Consider the following 16,117-nt stretch of genomic DNA (forward strand, 5'->3'; position numbering starts at 1 on the left):
CGGGCCGGGACGCCCGCCGGGCGCTACGGTCAGGGCTTCCAGCGCGGGTCGCGGCCGGCCAGCCCGAGGACGCGGTCGAGCAGCGGCGCGTCCTCGGGGACCTGGATCTCGGGCCCGAACGCGCCGTACCGGCGGCTCATCTCGGCGGTCGGGACGAGCTGCTCCCAGGCCGCCTCGACGACCTCCGGCGGGAAGGCGGGGTCGCGGCCGGTGGCGATGGCGAGGTCCCAGCCGTGCACGACGCACTCGCCGAGGACGATCCCGGCGATGAACGCGGCGGGCATGCCCTCCTTGTTGCCGGTGAGGCTGGTGTTGCCCTCCCAGGCGGCGGGATCGCTCCAGGCGCCGGCGGTCCTGCGGGCCTGCTCCTCGAACCGCTCGGCCCAGCCGGGCTCGGCGGTGAAGTCGTGGTCCTCGCCGGGCCCGGTGGAGGGCTCCTTGCGCGCCGCGGTCTCGCCCCGCGCGTTCCACAGGATCAGGTGGTTGACCAGCGCGCGAATGTCCCAGCCCGGGCACGGCGTGGGATCGCCCAGCCGGTCCTGCGGGATCTCCAGGACGATCCGCGCGGCGGCGTCCGCGGCCGGCCGCAGCTGGCTCCGGACGTCCATGACGACTCCTTCGCTCATCAGTTCGAACATGCGTCCACGCTAGGCCGGGCGGCGGCGCGCGGTCTTGAAAAAACGCGACACCGTTAGCCTGGGCCGATGGGCCGATCCCTACCCGGCGGGACACGCGGAATCCTGCACGCGCGGACGGGCCTGGAGCGTTTCCGGGTCGAGCGGACGGCGCCTCCCCCGGCGCTGGCCCCCTTCGTGGCGCACATGTGGGTGCTGCGCTGGGATCTGAGGGGCCGTCCGCCGCACCGGCAGCGGGTGCTGACCCGGCCGTCGGTCCACGTGACCTTCACCAGCTACCTGACGAGCGGCGCGACGCGGGCGCGGATCGCCGGGGTGGTCCGCGACGACTTCGTGGAGGAGATCGCGGGCGAGGGCCGGGTGATCGGCGCCGCGTTCCGCCCGGGCGGGTTCCGGCCGTTCCTGGACGGGCCGGTGTCCGCACTGACCGGCCGGTTCGCGGCGGTGGACGAGGTGTTCGGCGAGCCGGGCCGGGCCCTCGCCGCGGAGATCTTCGCGACGCCGGGCGACGGGGACGCCGTCGCCCGGCTGGAGGAGTTCCTCGCCGGCCTGCGGCCCGAGCCCGACCCGTCCGCCGAGCGGGCCGCCGCGATCGTCGCGCGGATCGCGGACCGGCCGGGCGTCGTCCGCGTCGGCGAGGTGGCCCGGGACGAGGGCATGAGCCCGCGCGCCCTGCAGCGGCTGTTCCACGAGTACGTGGGAATCGGCCCGAAATGGGTGATCGGCAGGTTCCGGATGATGGAGGCGGCCGAGCGGGCCGCGGCGGGCACGCGGGTCGACTGGGCCGGGCTCGCCGCCGAGCTGGGCTACGCCGACCAGGCCCACTTCACCCGCGACTTCACCGCCGCGGTCGGCACCTCCCCCGCCCGGTACGCGCGGGAGGAGGGGCTGGCAGGATCGGGACATGACGGACCCCCGCCCGGCCCCCGGCCCCCTCGATGACCTGACGGCCTTCCACCGGCTCGCCGCGGAGCGGCTGGCCGGGTTCGAGCACACCACCGTCCCGGACGCGCCCGGCCTGCGCCGCGCGGGGGTCGTGCTGTGCGCGGTGGAGGACGGCGGCGTCCCGTCGGTGATCCTGATCAAGCGCGCGTACCGGGGCCGCAACGCCGGCCAGTGGGGGCTGCCCGGCGGCCGGTTGGAGGACGGCGAGACCGCCGAGGAGGCGGCGCTGCGAGAGCTGCACGAGGAGATCGGCCTGCGCGCGGGCCCGGGCGACGTGATCGGCCGGCTGGACGACTTCCCCGCCACGTCCGGTTTCGCGATCACCCCGGTCGTGGTCGTCCTGGAGGATCCGGGGCCGCTCGCGCCGAACGCGGACGAGGTCCATTCCGTCCATTACACGAGCCTGCGCAGGCTCGCCGACGACGACACCCCGAAGTGGGTGCCGCTGCCGGACGGCGGCAGCCTGCTGCAGATGTGGCTCGGGCCGAACTGGCGGGTGCACGCCCCGACCGGCGCCATGCTGTGGCAGTTCCGGGAGGTGGTGCTGCTCGGGCGCCGGGCCAGGGTGGCGGACTTCGCCCAGCCCGACTGGACCCGCAACTAGCGGGATCCAGCCGGGCGGCCGCCGGCCCGGCGGGCTAGAACGTGCCGCCGTCGATGACGATGCGCTGCCCCGTCACGTAGGACGCGCCGTCCGACACCAGGAACCGGACGACGTCGGCGACCTCCTCGGGTGTGCAGACGTGCCCGTAGGGGAACGTGGCGTCCACCTGCCGGATGTCGTCGACCCCCATCGTGGCGCGCACCAGCCGCCGCCCCATGTCGGTGTCCACGACGCCGGGCGCGACCACGTTGACGTGCATGCCGTTGGCGCGCTCCTCCTTCGCGAGGACCTGCGCCAGCGCCTCCTGGGCGGCCTTGCCCATCGCGTAGGGGCCCGAGGACGCGTGCAACAGGTCGGTGACCACGCTGGACACGAACACGATGTCGCTGCGGTCCGCGCGCCGCATCAGCGGGATCAGCGCCTGGCTGAGGTGGTGGGGGCCGAAGGCGTGCACGCGCAGCACCCGCTCCAGTTCGGCCGGGTCGGTGTCGGCCACGGTGGCGCCGCGGCTGGCGATCCCGGCGCTGTGCACGAGGATGTCCAGTGCGCCGAACGCCTCCTCGACCGCTGCGGCGAGCGCCCGGCAGTCGTCGAGCGAGTCGACGGACGCCTGGACGGCGTGCCCCGCCGCCCCGGCGGCCTCGATGTCGGCGACGGTCTTGCGGGCCGCCTCCTCGTCGCGCCGGTAGGCGATCGCGACCCGGGCGCCGTCGGCGGCCAGGGCCAGCGCGATGGCGCGGCCGATCCCCCGGCTGCCCCCGGTGACCAGGGCGGTACGGCCGGCGAGAGAACTCATGGACACTCCTTCGTCAGGTCGCGGAACGCGGAGCACCATCCTGCCCGCCGGCCGTCCGCCGACGTAAGCGGGCCCTGACAAGAGCTGCCCTCCCGGTTGTGGCCCGGCGATGTGGAGACCCCACCGACCTGCGGGTGACGTACTGGTCTGCGCCTCAGCGGGCGCGAGCGCGCAGCCAGGCGGCGCCGGTTTCGAGGTCGTCGTCGGTGAGGCCCACCAGCGGGTCGACGGCGACGAGGAGGTGCTCGCCCGCGCCCTCCTCGGCGGCGATGCATTCCGTCGCGTCCGGTTCGTCCTCGAACCAGATGAACGGCCGCCGCTCGGCCCACGCCGCGACGTGCCGGGCCTTCCAGGCGCCGAGTGTGCGCCCCTCCTCGATGCCGGGGAACCGCGGGATGGGCACGAACGGCAGTTCGGGCAGCCCGATCCGGGGCGAGATCCACTCGTTGGCGTTGTCGCACCAGTAGCTCGCCCAGGCCAGCTCGGCCCCGGTGGATTCGGCCAGTTCGAGCAGGGACGGGCCGTGCGCGGCGTTCAGCCACAGGCGGTAGGTGACGCCGTTGGGCGAACACCGGTGCCGCTTGTAGCCCCGGTGCGGCCTTTCGAACGGATTGAGCACTCCGTCAACGTCCAGCAGCACCAGCGGCGACCCCATACCCGAGAACCTACGGCATGCGGAAGGGAAGTTACATCAAGGTCATTTCGGGCAGCGTTTTGACAGTTTTGGCTCCATGACCGAAACTGCACCGGGCCCATCGAGGCGACACCCTGTGGAGAGGCGGTAACGAGGCGTGAGCGACCAGGATTTGAGGACGGCGCCGGCCGGGACGTCGCACGTCGACGCCGGGGACGCCGGCTACCGCAAGTCCCTCAAGACCCGCCACGTCAACATGATCGCGATCGGCGGGGCCATCGGCACCGGGCTGTTCCTCGGCGCCGGCGGGCGGCTGGCCAGCGCCGGCCCGTCGCTGGCCATCGCCTACGCGGTCTGCGGGTTCTTCTCGTTCATGGTCGTGCGGGCGCTGGGCGAGCTGGTCCTGCACCGCCCCTCGTCGGGGTCGTTCGTCTCCTACTCGCGCGAGTTCATGGGCGAGAAGGGGGCCTTCGTCGCCGGCTGGATGCACTTCCTCAACTGGTCCACGACCGGCATCGTCGACATCACCGCGATCGCGCTGTACATCCATTACTGGAAGATGTTCACGAGCATCCCGCAGTGGGTGCTGGCGCTGATCGCGCTCGCGGTGGTCGTCACCATCAATCTGATCTCGGTGCGGATCTTCGGCGAGATGGAGTTCTGGTTCTCCATCGTCAAGGTGGGCGCGCTCGTGGCGTTCATGTGCGTCGGCATCGTGCTGGTGGTCACCGGCCACAAGGTCGGCGCGCAGGACGCCGGGCCGATGATGATGTTCGACCACGGCGGCGTCTTCCCCAAGGGCGTGCTGCCGATGCTCGTGGTCGTCCAGGGCGTCGTGTTCGCCTACGCCTCGACCGAGCTGGTCGGCGTCGCCGCCGGCGAGACCGAGAACCCCGAGAAGGTCATGCCGAAGGCGATCAACTCGATCGTCTGGCGGATCCTGGTGTTCTACGTGGGGTCGGTGCTGCTGCTCACGATGCTGCTGCCCTGGAGCGCCTACAAGGACGGCGAGAGCCCGTTCGTCACCGTGCTGGGCAAGCTGGGCGTGCCCGCCGCGGGCGGCGTGATGAACCTGATCGTGCTCACCGCGGCGCTGTCCAGCCTCAACTCCGGGCTGTACTCCACCGGCCGGATCCTGCGCTCCCTCGGCGCGGCCGGCTCGGCGCCCCGCTTCACCACGGCCATGAGCAGGTCGCAGGTGCCCTACGGCGGCATCCTGCTGACCACGGCGATCTGCGTGCTCGGCGTCGGGCTCAACGCGTGGGTCCCCAAGGACGCCTTCGAGATCGTGCTGAACTTCGCGGCGATCGGCGTCCTCGGCACCTGGGCCATGATCATGATCGCGCACCTGCTGTTCGTCCGGCGGACCCGCGAGGGGGCGCTCCGCCGGCCGTCCTACCGGCTGCCCGGCTCGCCGGTCACCGAGATCGTCACGCTCGTCTTCCTCGCCTCGGTGGTCGTGCTGATGTGGTTCGACCGCGACGGCGAGGGGCACAACACCGTGCTGGCCGTCCCGTTGATCATCGCCGCGCTGGTGGCCGGCTGGTTCTGCGCGCGGGGCCGCATCGCGGCCGTCCGGGCGTCCCGCGCGGGGGCCCCGGCGGAAGAATGACCGATCCCTGACCCGCCGCGGCCGGTTCGCCCCCGGCCGGGCGGGCATCGTGGGGGCATGTGCCGACTGTTCGGGATGACGACCGGCGGGCCCCGCGTGCACGCCACGTTCTGGCTGCTGGACGCCCCCGACAGCCTGAACTCCCAGAGCCGCCGGATGCCCGACGGGACGGGCCTCGGCTGGTTCTCGCTCGGCGGGGAGCCCGTCCGCGACCGCGCGCCCATCGCGGCGTTCGAGGACGCCGACTTCAACGCCGAGGCCCGCGAGATCGTCTCCCACACGTTCATGTCGCACGTCCGGTACGCCTCGACGGGCAGGCCCGAGGTGCACAACTCGCACCCGTTCGTCATGGACGACCGGCTGTTCGCGCACAACGGGATGGTCCGCGGCCTCGATGTGATCCGCTCCTGGCTCACCGACGTGGAGCGCGCCCCGGTGCAGGGGCACACCGATTCGGAGCTGGTCTTCGCCTACGTGACGGCGGAGATCCGGCGGCACGGCGACACCGCCGCGGGCCTGATCGCCGCCGTCCGTCGCATCGCCGCCGAGGTGCCGGTCTTCGCGCTGAACATCCTGCTCGCCGAGTCGGGGCGGCTGTGGGCGCTGCGCTACCCCGACACCCATGAGCTGTGGGTGCTGGAGCAGGAACTCGAGGAGGACGAGGCGGCCTGCCACCTGTCGTCCGGCCGCGAGCCCGGCCGGGTGCACGTGGCGGCGCACCGCGAGCGCGCGGCCGCCCACGTCCTGGCCAGCGAGCGGATGGACGACGATCCCGGCTGGCGGCTGCTGGAGCCCGGCGAGCTGCTGGTCGCGGAGGGCTCGACCGCCACCTCGCTGTTCCCGTTCGACCGGCCCGCCCACCGGGTGACCCCCGACGATCTCTCGGTGACCGAGGCCACGTCCCAGACGTGATCCGCTTCACCCGCGGGCACGTAGGGTTGACCGGGTCGGACGAGCGCCCTTGAGGAGTCCCGGAGCAATGGAGCACGAACTCACCCTGATGGCGGTCCACGCCCACCCGGACGACGAGGTCCTCAGCACCGGCGGGCTGCTCGCGCGGTGCGCCGCCGAGGGGATCCGGACGGTGCTGGTCACCTGCACCAACGGCGAGCAGGGCGACGACTCGGGCGGCGTGAAGCCGGGCGAGCCCGGCCACGACGCCGAGGAGGTCGCGCAGCGCCGGCTCGCCGAGGTGCGCGAGTCGGCGGAGATCCTCGCGGTGAAGCATCTGGAGCTGCTCGGCTACCGCGACTCCGGCATGGAGGGCTGGTCCACCAACGAGGACCCGCGCGCCTTCGCGAACGTCCCGCTGGAGGAGTCCGCCGGGCGCCTGGCCGAGCTGATGGAGCGCTACCGCCCGCAGGTCGTCGTCACCTACGACGAGAACGGCGGCTACGGGCACCCCGACCACATCCAGGCGCACCGCATCGCCGTCGCGGCCACCGAGAAGACCGGCATCCCGGACAAGCTGTACTACACCGCGATCCCCCGGTCCGGTGTCGCGCGGATGTTCGAGGTCGCGAAGTCGGCGGGGCTCGACCTGGGCTTCGAGCCCCCGGACGACTTCGGCGTCCCGGACGAGATGATCACCAGTGCCGTGGACGTCTCCCCCTACGCCGCGCGCAAGGTCAAGGCCCTGCAGGCGCACGCGAGCCAGGGCGAGAACATCTTCTTCCTGCGCCTGCCCGAGGAGGTCCAGCACATGGTCTTCTCGAACGAGACGTTCATCCGGCACTTCAACCGCGTCGACGCCGCCCCCGCCACCGAGGACGACCTCTTCGCAGGCCTGCGCTGACGCCGAGCGCCGCGGGCCCGGGCGGCGGGCTCAGGCGGGGGCCGCGCGCCGCGCCTGAGCCCGGTAGTGGTCGAGGACGTCCTGGCGCAGCAGGGAGGCGAAGCCCGCCCGTTCCAGCCGCAGCGCCAGGGCGGCCCCGCCGATGCCGAGGGCGGCGGCCGTCGCGTCCAGCCGCCACCGGTTCCCGGCCAGCCGCTTGAGCAGGTAGCCGCGGCGCACCTGCGTGTCCGAGAGCCGGAACGTCTTCAGGTAGGCGACGCGGCCCTCATCGTCCGTGATCGTCTCGCCGATGTGGTTCTCCTTGCGCAGCCCGAACGACGGCAGGAACCGTGACAGCCGGAACCCGTACATCCGCTGCACGGGCTGCGTCGATCCCTCCTCGTCGAACAGGTCGCCGGCCATGACCGCGTCGTGGAACGCCGCCCATTCCTCGCGGCGGCAGGACGCGGCGGCGCGCAGGTCGTGGATCGAGGTGATGCCGGCGCCGTCGATCGGCGCGGACAGGTCGCCGGCCGGCGCGCCGAGCAGGCCGTACTTGTAGATCAGCTCGCCGAACAGGTCCTCGACCAGCGTCGCGTGCAGGGCCCGGTAGTCGCCCGGATGGGGCACGACGAACGCGCTCGCCAGGGCGTCCGCCACGTAGACGAGCACGCCGCACTGCCCCGGGTGGATCTCGAAGATCCGCAGCGCGTCCTCCAGCCCGCGCACCCGCAGCCCGAGGTAGGTCTCCTCGCACCGCGGCGACAGGCCGCGCGCCACCGCCCGCCTCGACCACTCCTCCCAGACGATCTCGGGGCCGCCGAAGTGCAGCGCGAGGTAGCCCTCGACGGCGAGGTGCAGGGGCAGGAAGCGGAGCCGGTCCTTGCCGGCCTTCCGCGCCATGCGCCGGGTGAAGCGGACGGGCATGCGCGGCGGGGCGGCGGCGGTGTCCCGCTCCAGCAGGCGCGTCCCGTACGCCGCGGAACGGGTCGGGTCGCCGTCGCTCCAGTCCGCGACGAAGGCGTGCGGGACGAACGCGACGTAGGCGGTCCCGTCGCCGACGTCCACGACCGACACCGGCTCCTCGTAGGCCTTCCGGTGCAGCCGCAGGTGCGGGACGGGCTCGTCCCGGACGAGCGGGACGAGCCGGATCGAACCCCAGGCCTGAGCGGGCCTGGTCTCCAGGCCGTCCAGCGTGAACGTCATGCGCTCTCCCCCAGGAAGCGGGCCGTCCGGTCGTCCAGGTGGGCCCGCAGGCCGGCCAGGCCGACCCGCCCCTCGGCGAACCGGGCCAGCTCGACCAGCGTCGGCAGGTCCTCGGCGTCGCGGATCCCGGCGGTCGGCACGGACGGCGACAGCCGCCGCACGTCGAAGTCGTCGGCGTCGTACACCGGGTTGAGGTGGGCGATCAGGACCCGCTGCCCGGCTGCGAGCCGGTGGCCGGTGTCCAGGCGCGTCCGCCAGATCCGCAGGACGTCCGCGGCCAGGCCGGGCGGCGCGTTGTCCCAGCCGTCGGAGATGATGATGAGCCGCTCGGGCCGGGCCTCCAGCGCGTCGAGGATCCGCTCGCCCAGCGGAGTGGGCCCGAACGGGTAGACCAGCAGCTCGTCGGTGCGCCCCGACGTCCACAGCGGGACGTACTCCTTCGCCAGCGCCTCCAGGAGGTAGTGCGCGGCGAGCGCGACCGCCAGCGGGCGGCGCCGCTTCTGCCCGGAGCCGGTCGAGGAGTGGCTGTCGTCCAGCACGGCAGCGACCCTGCCCCACGAGCCGCGGGCGGCGCCGGCCACGCGCCGGGCCGCCGTCCGCAGCGCCTCGGTCAGCTCCGCGCGGCGGTCGGCGCGGTCGTCGAGCGGGAGCGACAGCACGTAGGAGGCCAGCCGGGTCAGCGGCATCACGGTCAGGTCCGCGGCGACCGCACCGGCCTTCGCCTCCCGCGCGCTCTCCTGCAGGCGCAGCCGCTCCAGGCGTGTCAGGCGCGGCGCGATCCGCTCCAGGAACACCTCGCGGGGGACGCCGTGCTTGGCGGCGAACCCCTCGGCGACCGTGTAGGGCAGCTCGTACAGCGCGGCCTTCTCGTAGTGCGCGCGGCGCCACCGCTCGAAGATCGGCGTCTCGTAGGCCTTGACGCGGTGCGGGGCGAACAGGAAGTCGCGCAGCTCGCCGTCCGGCTCGACGTGGGCGTGGCGGATCGCGGTCTTGACGCCCGCGCGGTACTTGACCGCGTCGAACGCGGGGTCGGCGCGGCCGGCCAGCCAGTCGCGGATGATCGCGCGCGTCCGCCGGTTGTTGACCTTCAGCCGGCGCAGCTCGCGGATCAGCCGGTACACACGCTGCCGCGGCATCAGCTTCAGCCGCCGCGCGATCAGCCGTCCCTCCAGCCGGCGCTGCTCCGCGCCGGCGCCGCCCGCCCGCACCAGCAGGTTGCGGACGATGATCGCCGCGTTGTGGTCGTTCACGTCGAGCGCCAGCGCCGCGGCGTAGATCTCGCGGTAGTTCTCCAGCATGTAGGCGTGCAGGAATTCGAGGGAGAGGTGCTGCTCGCCCGGGTGGTGGTGGAACTCCCGCTGCCCGGTGGAGGTGATCGCCGCGTTGACGAACATCAGCGCGTCCTCGCAGGCGATCAGGTCCGCGAACGTCTCGCTCATCGCTTCCCAACGGTGGCCGGGGGTTCGGGGTGCCGGCCGGGGAAGGGAGGCGCGAGCTGCGAATCATCGCGTGAAAGGCAAGTTCCGGAAGTCGCACCGGAGTCCCGCGGCCGGCCCCCGCACCGTAACACCGCGATACGGGGGCGGGCTCCGCGTTTTTCGTGTCAGGGGCGGTAGGTGCCGAAGTACCATTCGTTGCCGTCCAGGTCGCGGGCGGCGTAGTCGCGCGAGCCGTAGTCGGTGTCGGCGAGGCCGCGGAAGATCTCGGCGCCGGCCGCCTTCGCGCGGTCGTGGTGGGCGTCCGGGTCGTCGACCGCGACGTAGACCGCCGCCTTGACCTGCACGCCGGCGCCGAACATGAAGATCCCGGTGTCGTAGCGCATCTCGGCGTGCACGATGTCGCCGCCGTCGTTCCGGTAGACCTCGTGCGGGACGAAGCCGAACGCCTTCTCCAGCCACTCCATCGACTTCTGCGGGTCCGCGGTCGCGATCAGCGGGTAGAACGTCCGCCGGATCTCACTGGTCATGTCATCCTCCCTGGTCGTCCGATGGCATGCCCAGTCTCCGCGCCGCCTCCCCGGCGCGTCTTGGACGAATGGGAGCCGCGGGACGGGCGGGGTCAGCGGCGGGCGGCGTCGCGCTCGTCGGCGAGGCGGCGCGTCTCCTCGGAGACGGGCGCGCTCAGGATCGCGGCGACGACGTCGATCAGGTAGCTGGTGAACAGCCGGTCGTCGGTGCGGGGGCCGGTGCGGGCGCGGCGGGCCAGCTCGGTCGCGGCGTACAGGATCGCGGTGAACCGGCGGTGCAGCCGCGCCGCGTCCTCCTCCAGGACGGGCTCGACGAGCCTGCGCCACCGGTGCAGGCTGTCGGCCGCGTCGGCCGCGTCGTCGGCGACGGGGCGCAGCCGGTTCAGCCCGTCCGCCCAGATCTGCAGGAACGCCCGCCCCGACTCGTCGCGCAGGCAGACGGCCATGGGGCGGACGAGGGCGGCGGCGAGCGCGCGCCGGTCGCGCTCGCCGTCCGCCTCGTAGGCGTCGAGCAGGGCGTGCCGGCGCGCCTCGACCTCCGGGGCGTGCCGGGCGTGGATCGCGCGCACGATCCCCGCCCGGTCGCCGAAGTGGTACTGCACGGCCGTGGCGTTGCGGGCGCCGGCCGCCTGCACGATCTCGCGCAGGCTGACGGCGTCGATCCCCCGCTCGGCGTAGAGCCGCTCGGCCGCGTCCAGCAGTCGCTCCCGCGTCTCGTTCATTCGTTACCTATAGCGTGTTCCAGAGCGTCGGCGAAGCGGGCGCGGGCCGCCTCGCGGCGGGTCGGCAGGTGCCCGGACGGCCACAGGCCCTCGACGGGCTCGACGTCGCGCAGCAGCTGCCGCGCCACGGTGATCTTGTGGACCTCGGTGGGGCCGTCGGCGATGCCCATCGCCTCCGCGCCGAGCATCATGGCGGCGAACGGCATTTCGTTCGACACGCCGAGCGCGCCGTGCAGGTGCATGGCCCGCTGGACGACGTCGTGGTACACCTTCGGCATCGCGGCCTTGACCGCGGCGATGTCCTTGCGGACCTTCTTGTAGTCCTTGTGCTTGTCGATCAGCCAGGCGGTGCGCAGCACCAGCAGCCGGAACTGCTCGATCTCGATCCAGCTGTCGGCGATCTTCTCCTGGGTCATCTGCATCTTCGCCAGCGGGCCGAACCGGGTCTGCCGGGACACGGCGCGCTCGCACATCATGTCGAACGCCTTGCGGACCTGCGCGATCGTGCGCATGGCGTGGTGGATGCGGCCGCCGCCGAGACGCGTCTGCGCGATGACGAACGCGCCGCCCTCCTCGCCGAGGAGGTTCTCGGCCGGGACGCGGACGTTCTCGTAGCGCAGGTAGCCGTGCGAGCCCTCGCGCTCGCCGCCGACGCCGACGTTGCGGACGGTGGTCAGGCCGGGCGTCCCGGCGGGGACGATGAACATCGACATGCCCTCGTAGGCGGACACGTCGGGGTTCGTGACGGCCATGACGATGAGGAACTCGGCGTGCCGGGCGTTGGAGGAGAACCACTTCTCGCCGTTGATGACCCAGCCGTCCCCGTCGCGGACGGCGTGGGTGGTGAACAGGGTCGGGTCGGCGCCGCCGTGCGGCTCGGTCATCGAGTACGAGGAGGAGATCTCGCCGTCCAGCAGCGGGCGCAGGTAGCGCTCCTTCTGCTCGGGCGTGCCGAAGTGGGCGATGATCTCGGCGTTGCCGGAGTCGGGCGCCTGGCAGCCGAACACCGACGGCGCCCAGCGGGACCGTCCGAGGATCTCGTTCAGCAGGGCCAGCTTCACCTGCCCGTACCCCTGCCCGCCGAGTTCGGGGCCGAGGTGGCAGGCCCACAGGCCCTTTTCGCGGACCTGGTCCTGCAAAGGCCGGACGATCGTCTTGTAGCGGGGGTCGGACTTGTCGTACGGGTCGCCCAGCACGAGGTCGAGGGGTTCGACCTCGTCGCGGACGAACGCGTCCGCCCAGTCGAGAAGTTCCTGGTAGGCGGGGTCGGTCTCGAAGTCCCAGGCCATCGCGAGCCTCCTGCGGTCGGTGCGCTCCGTCCCCCGAATAATCGGGCCGTCTCAATGAATAATGCAAGTGCATGACTGTTACTCTCCGGTAGACCACCGTGCCCGAAGGGAACCGCCGTGCAGCCTGAGCAGATCGACCCCGCCCTCGTGGACTTCGCCGTCCTGGCCGGGTGGATGGACGGTCAGGGGCTGCCGGGCGGCGCGTTCGAGGACGTCGAGCCGCTGACCGGCGGGACGCAGAACACGCTGGTCCGCTTCCGCCGCGGCGGCCGGGACTACGTGCTGCGGCGCGGTCCCGCGCACCTGCGCGCCCGGACCAACGACGTGCTGCGCCGCGAGGCGCGCGTGCTGGCGGCGCTGGACGGCACCGACGTGCCCGCGCCGCGCCTGATCGCGGCCTGCCCGGACGAGTCCGTCATGAACGGCGCGGTGTTCTACCTGATGACGCCGGTCGAGGGCTTCAACGCGTCGGTGACGCTGCCGGACCTGCACGCCGGCGACGCGTCCGTCCGGCACGAGATGGGCCTGAACGCGGCGCGGGCCCTGTCGGCGCTGGGCGCGGTCGACCACGAGGCGGCGGGCCTGGGCGACTTCGGCAAGCCGGAGGGCTTCCTGGAGCGGCAGGTCAGCCGGTGGCTGTCGGAGCTGGACTCCTACAGCGCGCTGGACGGCTACCCGGGCCCGCAGATCCCGGGCGTGGACGACGTGGCGCGCTGGCTGGAGGATCGCCGCCCGACGACGTGGCGGCCCGGCATCCTGCACGGCGACTACCACCTGGCCAACCTGATGTACGCGTTCGGCGGGCCGGAGGTCGCGGCCATCGTCGACTGGGAGATGTGCACGGTCGGCGACCCGCTGCTCGACCTCGGCTGGCTGCTGGCCACCTGGCCGCGGCTCGGCGACGAGAGCGCGCTGCTGGCCGGGCCGCTGGGCGCCGCCGGGGGCCTGCCGGCGACGGACGAGCTGGTCGAGGCCTACGCCGGGCGTGCCGCGGCCGTGGCGGGCCGCGACCTGTCGTCGATCACCTGGTACGCGGTGCTCGCCTGCTTCAAGCTCGGCATCGTGCTGGAGGGCACGCACGCCCGCGCGTTCGCGGGCAAGGCGCCGAAGGAGACCGGCGACCTGCTGCACTCGATCACGCTCGGGCTGTTCCGGCGGGCGCAGGCGTTCATCGCCTCCTGACCGTCCCCCGCTGATGGGATGATCACGGGTGGGAGGTGCCGCGATGGAGATCCGCAAGGGCGGGCCGGACGACGCGCCCGTGATCATGGCGATGCTGGACGGCGCCGTCGCGTGGCTGGCGAGCGACGGGCGGACGGGCCAGTGGGGCGCCGAGCCGTGGTCGGGCGACCCGCGCCGGGTCGACCGGATCGCCGGCATCGCCCGCGACGACGAGATCCTGGTGGCGGAGGCGGACGGCCGCCCCGCCGGGGTCATGGCGGTCGCCCCGCGCCCGCCGTCCTACATCGGCGAGGCCGGCGAACCGGAGCTGTACATCACGCTGCTGGTCACCGACCGGGCGTTCGCCGGGCGGGGCGTCGGGTCAACGCTGATCGGCGAGGCGAAACGGCTGGCGCGGGCGCGGGGCGCCGGGCTGCTGCGCGTCGACTGCTACGGCGGCGGGGACGGGCGGCTCGTCGAGTACTACCGGCGGCAAGGGTTCGAGACGGTCGCCGAGTTCGAGGTCGGCGACTGGCCCGGGCGGCTGCTCGCCCAGCGCGTCGACGCCGCGGGCTGATCCCCGCCCGCCTTGCGGATCGCGGCGGGCGGGGCGCAGTCTGGAAGGGACCGGTGGGAGCGGGGCAGTCGGTGACGCCCTTACGCCGCACGGACGGCGACCGAGCCGCTCGCCCCGTCCCACCGGTCTGCGCGGCCCTCCGGCCGCGCCGTTCCCTCAGGCGGAACTGCCGGTGAGCTCGCCCGCCGGGTCCTCCGGCGCGGCCAGCCTGTCGCCCGCGTCGGCGGTGTAGTCGTCGGCGCTCGTCTCGTCCTGGCCGGCCGGCACCTTCAGCGCCCGCACGACCAGCGTGACCGCGACCGCGACGACCATGTTGAGCACGAAGGCGGTCAGCGCGATGTAGCCGGTGTGGCCGACGAACGGGATGTCGGCGAGCGGCGACCCGAAGTGGCTCTGCGTCGCCGACGACTGGTCGTAGGCGGTGTACGTCCCGTACGCCATGCCCGCGGCCCAGCCGGCCAGCAGGCCCCAGCGGTCCAGCCACCGGGTGTACAGGCCGATGCCGATGGCGGGGAACGTCTGCACGACCCAGATGCCGCCGAGCAGCTGCAGGTTGATGGCGAGCGACTTGTCGAAGCCGAGCACGAAGACCAGCGCGCCCAGCTTCACCAGCAGCGACACCAGCTGCGACACCCGGGTCTCCTCCTCGGGCGAGGCGTCCGGCCGGATGTAGGCGGTGTAGACGTTGCGGGTGAACAGGTTGGACGCGGCGATCGACATGATCGCGGCGGGCACCAGCGCGCCGACCCCGATCGCGGCGAACGCGACGCCGGCGAACCAGTCCGGGAACACCTGGTCGAACAGCTCCGGCACCGCGAGCTGCGGGTTGCCGGCGTGCTTGACGGCGGCGACGACGCCGGGGTGGGCGAGCGCCATGTAGCCGAGCAGCGCGAGCAGGCCGAGCAGCAGCGAGTACGCCGGCAGCAGCGCCGCGTTGCGCCGGATGACGTCGCGGCGCCCGGCGGCGAGCGCACCGGTCACGCTGTGCGGGTAGATGAACAGCGCCAGCGACGACCCGAGCGCCAGCGTCCCGTACGCCCAGTGCGTCATGTCGTTGGTGAACAGGGACCCGGACGGCTTGCCCGTCGCCGGATTCGGCTTGGCGAGGGCCGCGGCGGACTTGTCGAAGATGCCGTCCCAGCCGCCGAGCTTGGTCGGGATGTAGACGATCGCGACGATGATGACGATGTAGATCAGCGCGTCCTTGACGAACGAGATCAGCGCGGGCGCCCGCAGCCCCGAGGTGTAGGTGTAGGCGGCGAGCAGCGCGAACGCGATGAACAGCGGCAGGTCCTTGGCCCAGCCGGAGCCGGACACGCCCATCACCGTCAGGACGGCCTGGATGCCGACGAGCTGCAGCGCGATGTACGGCATCATCGCCAGGATCCCGGTGAGCGCGATGGCGAGACCGAGCGACCGCGAGCCGTACCGGCCGCGGACGAAGTCGGCGGCGGTCACGTAGCCGTGCCGGTGCGCGACCGACCACAGCCGCGGGCCGATCAGGAACACGATCGGGTAGGCGATCGCCCCGTACGGAACGGCCCAGAAGCCCATCGCCCCGCCCGCGAACACGGCGGAGGGCACGGCGACGAAGGTGTAGGCGCTGTAGAGGTCGCCGCCGAGCAGGAACCAGGTGACGAACGTGCCGAAGCTCCGCCCGCCGAGGCCCCACTCGTCCAGGTGCATGATCGTCTGGCCGCGGCGCCAGCGCGCGGCGGCGAAGCCGACCGCGGTCACCACCGCGAAGAAGACGACGAAGATGGTCAGCTCGACGCCGTTGACGTCCTTCACTTCGCCGCACCCCGCTTCCGGGTCAGCAGGTGGGCGCCGCCGATGCAGACGGCCGTGAGCACCACCCACAGCAGCTGCCACCAGTAGAAGAACGGGAAGCCGGCCAGGTGCGGGCCGTCCTTGGCGTAGGTCGGCACGGCCAGGTACACGACGAAGGGCGCCACCAGCAGGACGCCCGCGACCGCCTTGCGGGCCGCGGACGTGCGGGGCGGGGGTTCGGGGGCGGGGGACGTTTCACTCACGGACTGACCTCCAGGGCCGGGGGAACGAGCGGCCGGGGCGAATGTCGCCCCCGCAATATTGCGATCTTCGAACCGCGGGCACCAGCCCCCGGGCGATTTGTTGACCAAGTCGAAGCCGGGTGTCGTTTTCCTGCCAGCGGAGCGGTCCACGCGCACGGCATGC

At 72.8% G+C, this 16,117-nt stretch carries 17 protein-coding genes; 7 read left to right on the forward strand and 10 right to left on the reverse strand.

The genetic code is table 11. From position 1 onward, the window contains the following. Positions 1 to 29 precede the first annotated feature (29 nt). Entirely contained in the window at positions 30 to 638 is a 609-nt protein-coding gene (locus ACA514_RS16940) for a TIGR03086 family metal-binding protein (protein ID WP_375042097.1), read from the reverse strand. Positions 639 to 704: 66 nt separating this feature from the next. Between ACA514_RS16940 and ACA514_RS16945 the strand changes: the two genes are divergently transcribed. Both ACA514_RS16945 and ACA514_RS16950 read left to right on the forward strand, forming a co-directional pair. Further along, positions 705 to 1,577 (forward strand): DUF6597 domain-containing transcriptional factor, encoded by an 873-nt coding sequence (locus tag ACA514_RS16945; RefSeq protein WP_375042098.1) that lies wholly within the window; start codon positions 705 to 707, stop codon positions 1,575 to 1,577. Continuing rightward, positions 1,540 to 2,184: an NUDIX hydrolase gene (locus ACA514_RS16950; protein WP_375042099.1), complete on the forward strand. Its 645-nt coding sequence runs from the start codon at positions 1,540 to 1,542 to the stop codon at positions 2,182 to 2,184. The genes ACA514_RS16945 and ACA514_RS16950 overlap by 38 nt, the downstream gene beginning before the upstream one ends. A gap of 34 nt (positions 2,185 to 2,218) precedes the next feature. Here ACA514_RS16950 and ACA514_RS16955 read toward each other — a convergent pair whose 3' ends face one another. Both ACA514_RS16955 and ACA514_RS16960 read right to left on the reverse strand, forming a co-directional pair. Beyond that, positions 2,219 to 2,980 carry an SDR family NAD(P)-dependent oxidoreductase gene (locus tag ACA514_RS16955; RefSeq protein ID WP_375042100.1) on the reverse strand — a complete coding sequence of 254 codons (762 nt, stop codon included), beginning with the start codon at positions 2,978 to 2,980 and terminating at the stop codon, positions 2,219 to 2,221. A gap of 154 nt (positions 2,981 to 3,134) precedes the next feature. Further along, positions 3,135 to 3,635, reverse strand: coding sequence for an HAD domain-containing protein (locus tag ACA514_RS16960; protein ID WP_375042101.1), 501 nt, complete (start codon positions 3,633 to 3,635; stop codon positions 3,135 to 3,137). 136 nt (positions 3,636 to 3,771) lie between these two features. Between ACA514_RS16960 and ACA514_RS16965 the strand changes: the two genes are divergently transcribed. The 3 genes from ACA514_RS16965 to ACA514_RS16975 all read left to right on the forward strand — a co-directional run bounded on the left by ACA514_RS16965 (position 3,772) and on the right by ACA514_RS16975 (position 7,021). Next, positions 3,772 to 5,226, forward strand: a complete 1,455-nt coding sequence (locus ACA514_RS16965) for an amino acid permease (RefSeq protein WP_375042102.1) — start codon at positions 3,772 to 3,774, stop codon at positions 5,224 to 5,226. A gap of 57 nt (positions 5,227 to 5,283) precedes the next feature. After that, positions 5,284 to 6,138: a class II glutamine amidotransferase gene (locus ACA514_RS16970; protein WP_375042103.1), complete on the forward strand. Its 855-nt coding sequence runs from the start codon at positions 5,284 to 5,286 to the stop codon at positions 6,136 to 6,138. Positions 6,139 to 6,205: 67 nt separating this feature from the next. Continuing rightward, positions 6,206 to 7,021 carry a PIG-L family deacetylase gene (locus ACA514_RS16975; RefSeq protein WP_375042104.1) on the forward strand — a complete coding sequence of 272 codons (816 nt, stop codon included), beginning with the start codon at positions 6,206 to 6,208 and terminating at the stop codon, positions 7,019 to 7,021. 30 nt (positions 7,022 to 7,051) lie between these two features. On the opposite strand, the gene ACA514_RS16980 is transcribed toward ACA514_RS16975, so the two are convergent. The 5 genes from ACA514_RS16980 to ACA514_RS17000 all read right to left on the reverse strand — a co-directional run bounded on the left by ACA514_RS16980 (position 7,052) and on the right by ACA514_RS17000 (position 12,183). Beyond that, positions 7,052 to 8,206 (reverse strand): hypothetical protein, encoded by a 1,155-nt coding sequence (locus ACA514_RS16980; protein ID WP_375042105.1) that lies wholly within the window; start codon positions 8,204 to 8,206, stop codon positions 7,052 to 7,054. Beyond that, a complete protein-coding gene (locus tag ACA514_RS16985) occupies positions 8,203 to 9,645 on the reverse strand; it encodes a hypothetical protein (RefSeq protein WP_375042106.1) in 1,443 nt (480 codons plus the stop codon). The genes ACA514_RS16980 and ACA514_RS16985 overlap by 4 nt, the downstream gene beginning before the upstream one ends. Before the next feature lie 164 nt (positions 9,646 to 9,809). Continuing rightward, positions 9,810 to 10,172: a VOC family protein gene (locus ACA514_RS16990; protein ID WP_375042107.1), complete on the reverse strand. Its 363-nt coding sequence runs from the start codon at positions 10,170 to 10,172 to the stop codon at positions 9,810 to 9,812. 92 nt (positions 10,173 to 10,264) lie between these two features. Further along, a complete protein-coding gene (locus ACA514_RS16995; protein ID WP_375042108.1) occupies positions 10,265 to 10,894 on the reverse strand; it encodes a helix-turn-helix domain-containing protein in 630 nt (209 codons plus the stop codon). Continuing rightward, positions 10,891 to 12,183 carry an acyl-CoA dehydrogenase family protein gene (locus ACA514_RS17000; RefSeq protein WP_375042109.1) on the reverse strand — a complete coding sequence of 431 codons (1,293 nt, stop codon included), beginning with the start codon at positions 12,181 to 12,183 and terminating at the stop codon, positions 10,891 to 10,893. The genes ACA514_RS16995 and ACA514_RS17000 overlap by 4 nt, the downstream gene beginning before the upstream one ends. 117 nt (positions 12,184 to 12,300) lie before the next feature. Between ACA514_RS17000 and ACA514_RS17005 the strand changes: the two genes are divergently transcribed. Then, entirely contained in the window at positions 12,301 to 13,365 is a 1,065-nt protein-coding gene (locus ACA514_RS17005; RefSeq protein ID WP_375042110.1) for a phosphotransferase family protein, read from the forward strand. Positions 13,366 to 13,408: 43 nt separating this feature from the next. After that, positions 13,409 to 13,921: a GNAT family N-acetyltransferase gene (locus tag ACA514_RS17010; RefSeq protein WP_375042111.1), complete on the forward strand. Its 513-nt coding sequence runs from the start codon at positions 13,409 to 13,411 to the stop codon at positions 13,919 to 13,921. A 156-nt stretch (positions 13,922 to 14,077) separates the two neighbouring features. Here ACA514_RS17010 and mctP read toward each other — a convergent pair whose 3' ends face one another. After that, positions 14,078 to 15,712 (reverse strand): monocarboxylate uptake permease MctP, encoded by a 1,635-nt coding sequence (mctP, locus tag ACA514_RS17015; protein WP_375042112.1) that lies wholly within the window; start codon positions 15,710 to 15,712, stop codon positions 14,078 to 14,080. Then, positions 15,709 to 15,954, reverse strand: coding sequence for a DUF3311 domain-containing protein (locus ACA514_RS17020; RefSeq protein ID WP_375042113.1), 246 nt, complete (start codon positions 15,952 to 15,954; stop codon positions 15,709 to 15,711). Before ACA514_RS17020 ends, mctP begins: the two co-directional genes overlap by 4 nt. Positions 15,955 to 16,117 lie beyond the last annotated feature (163 nt).

The organism is Actinomadura sp. NTSP31 (assembly GCF_041951385.1).
Lineage (GTDB): Bacteria > Actinomycetota > Actinomycetes > Streptosporangiales > Streptosporangiaceae > Spirillospora > Spirillospora napierensis.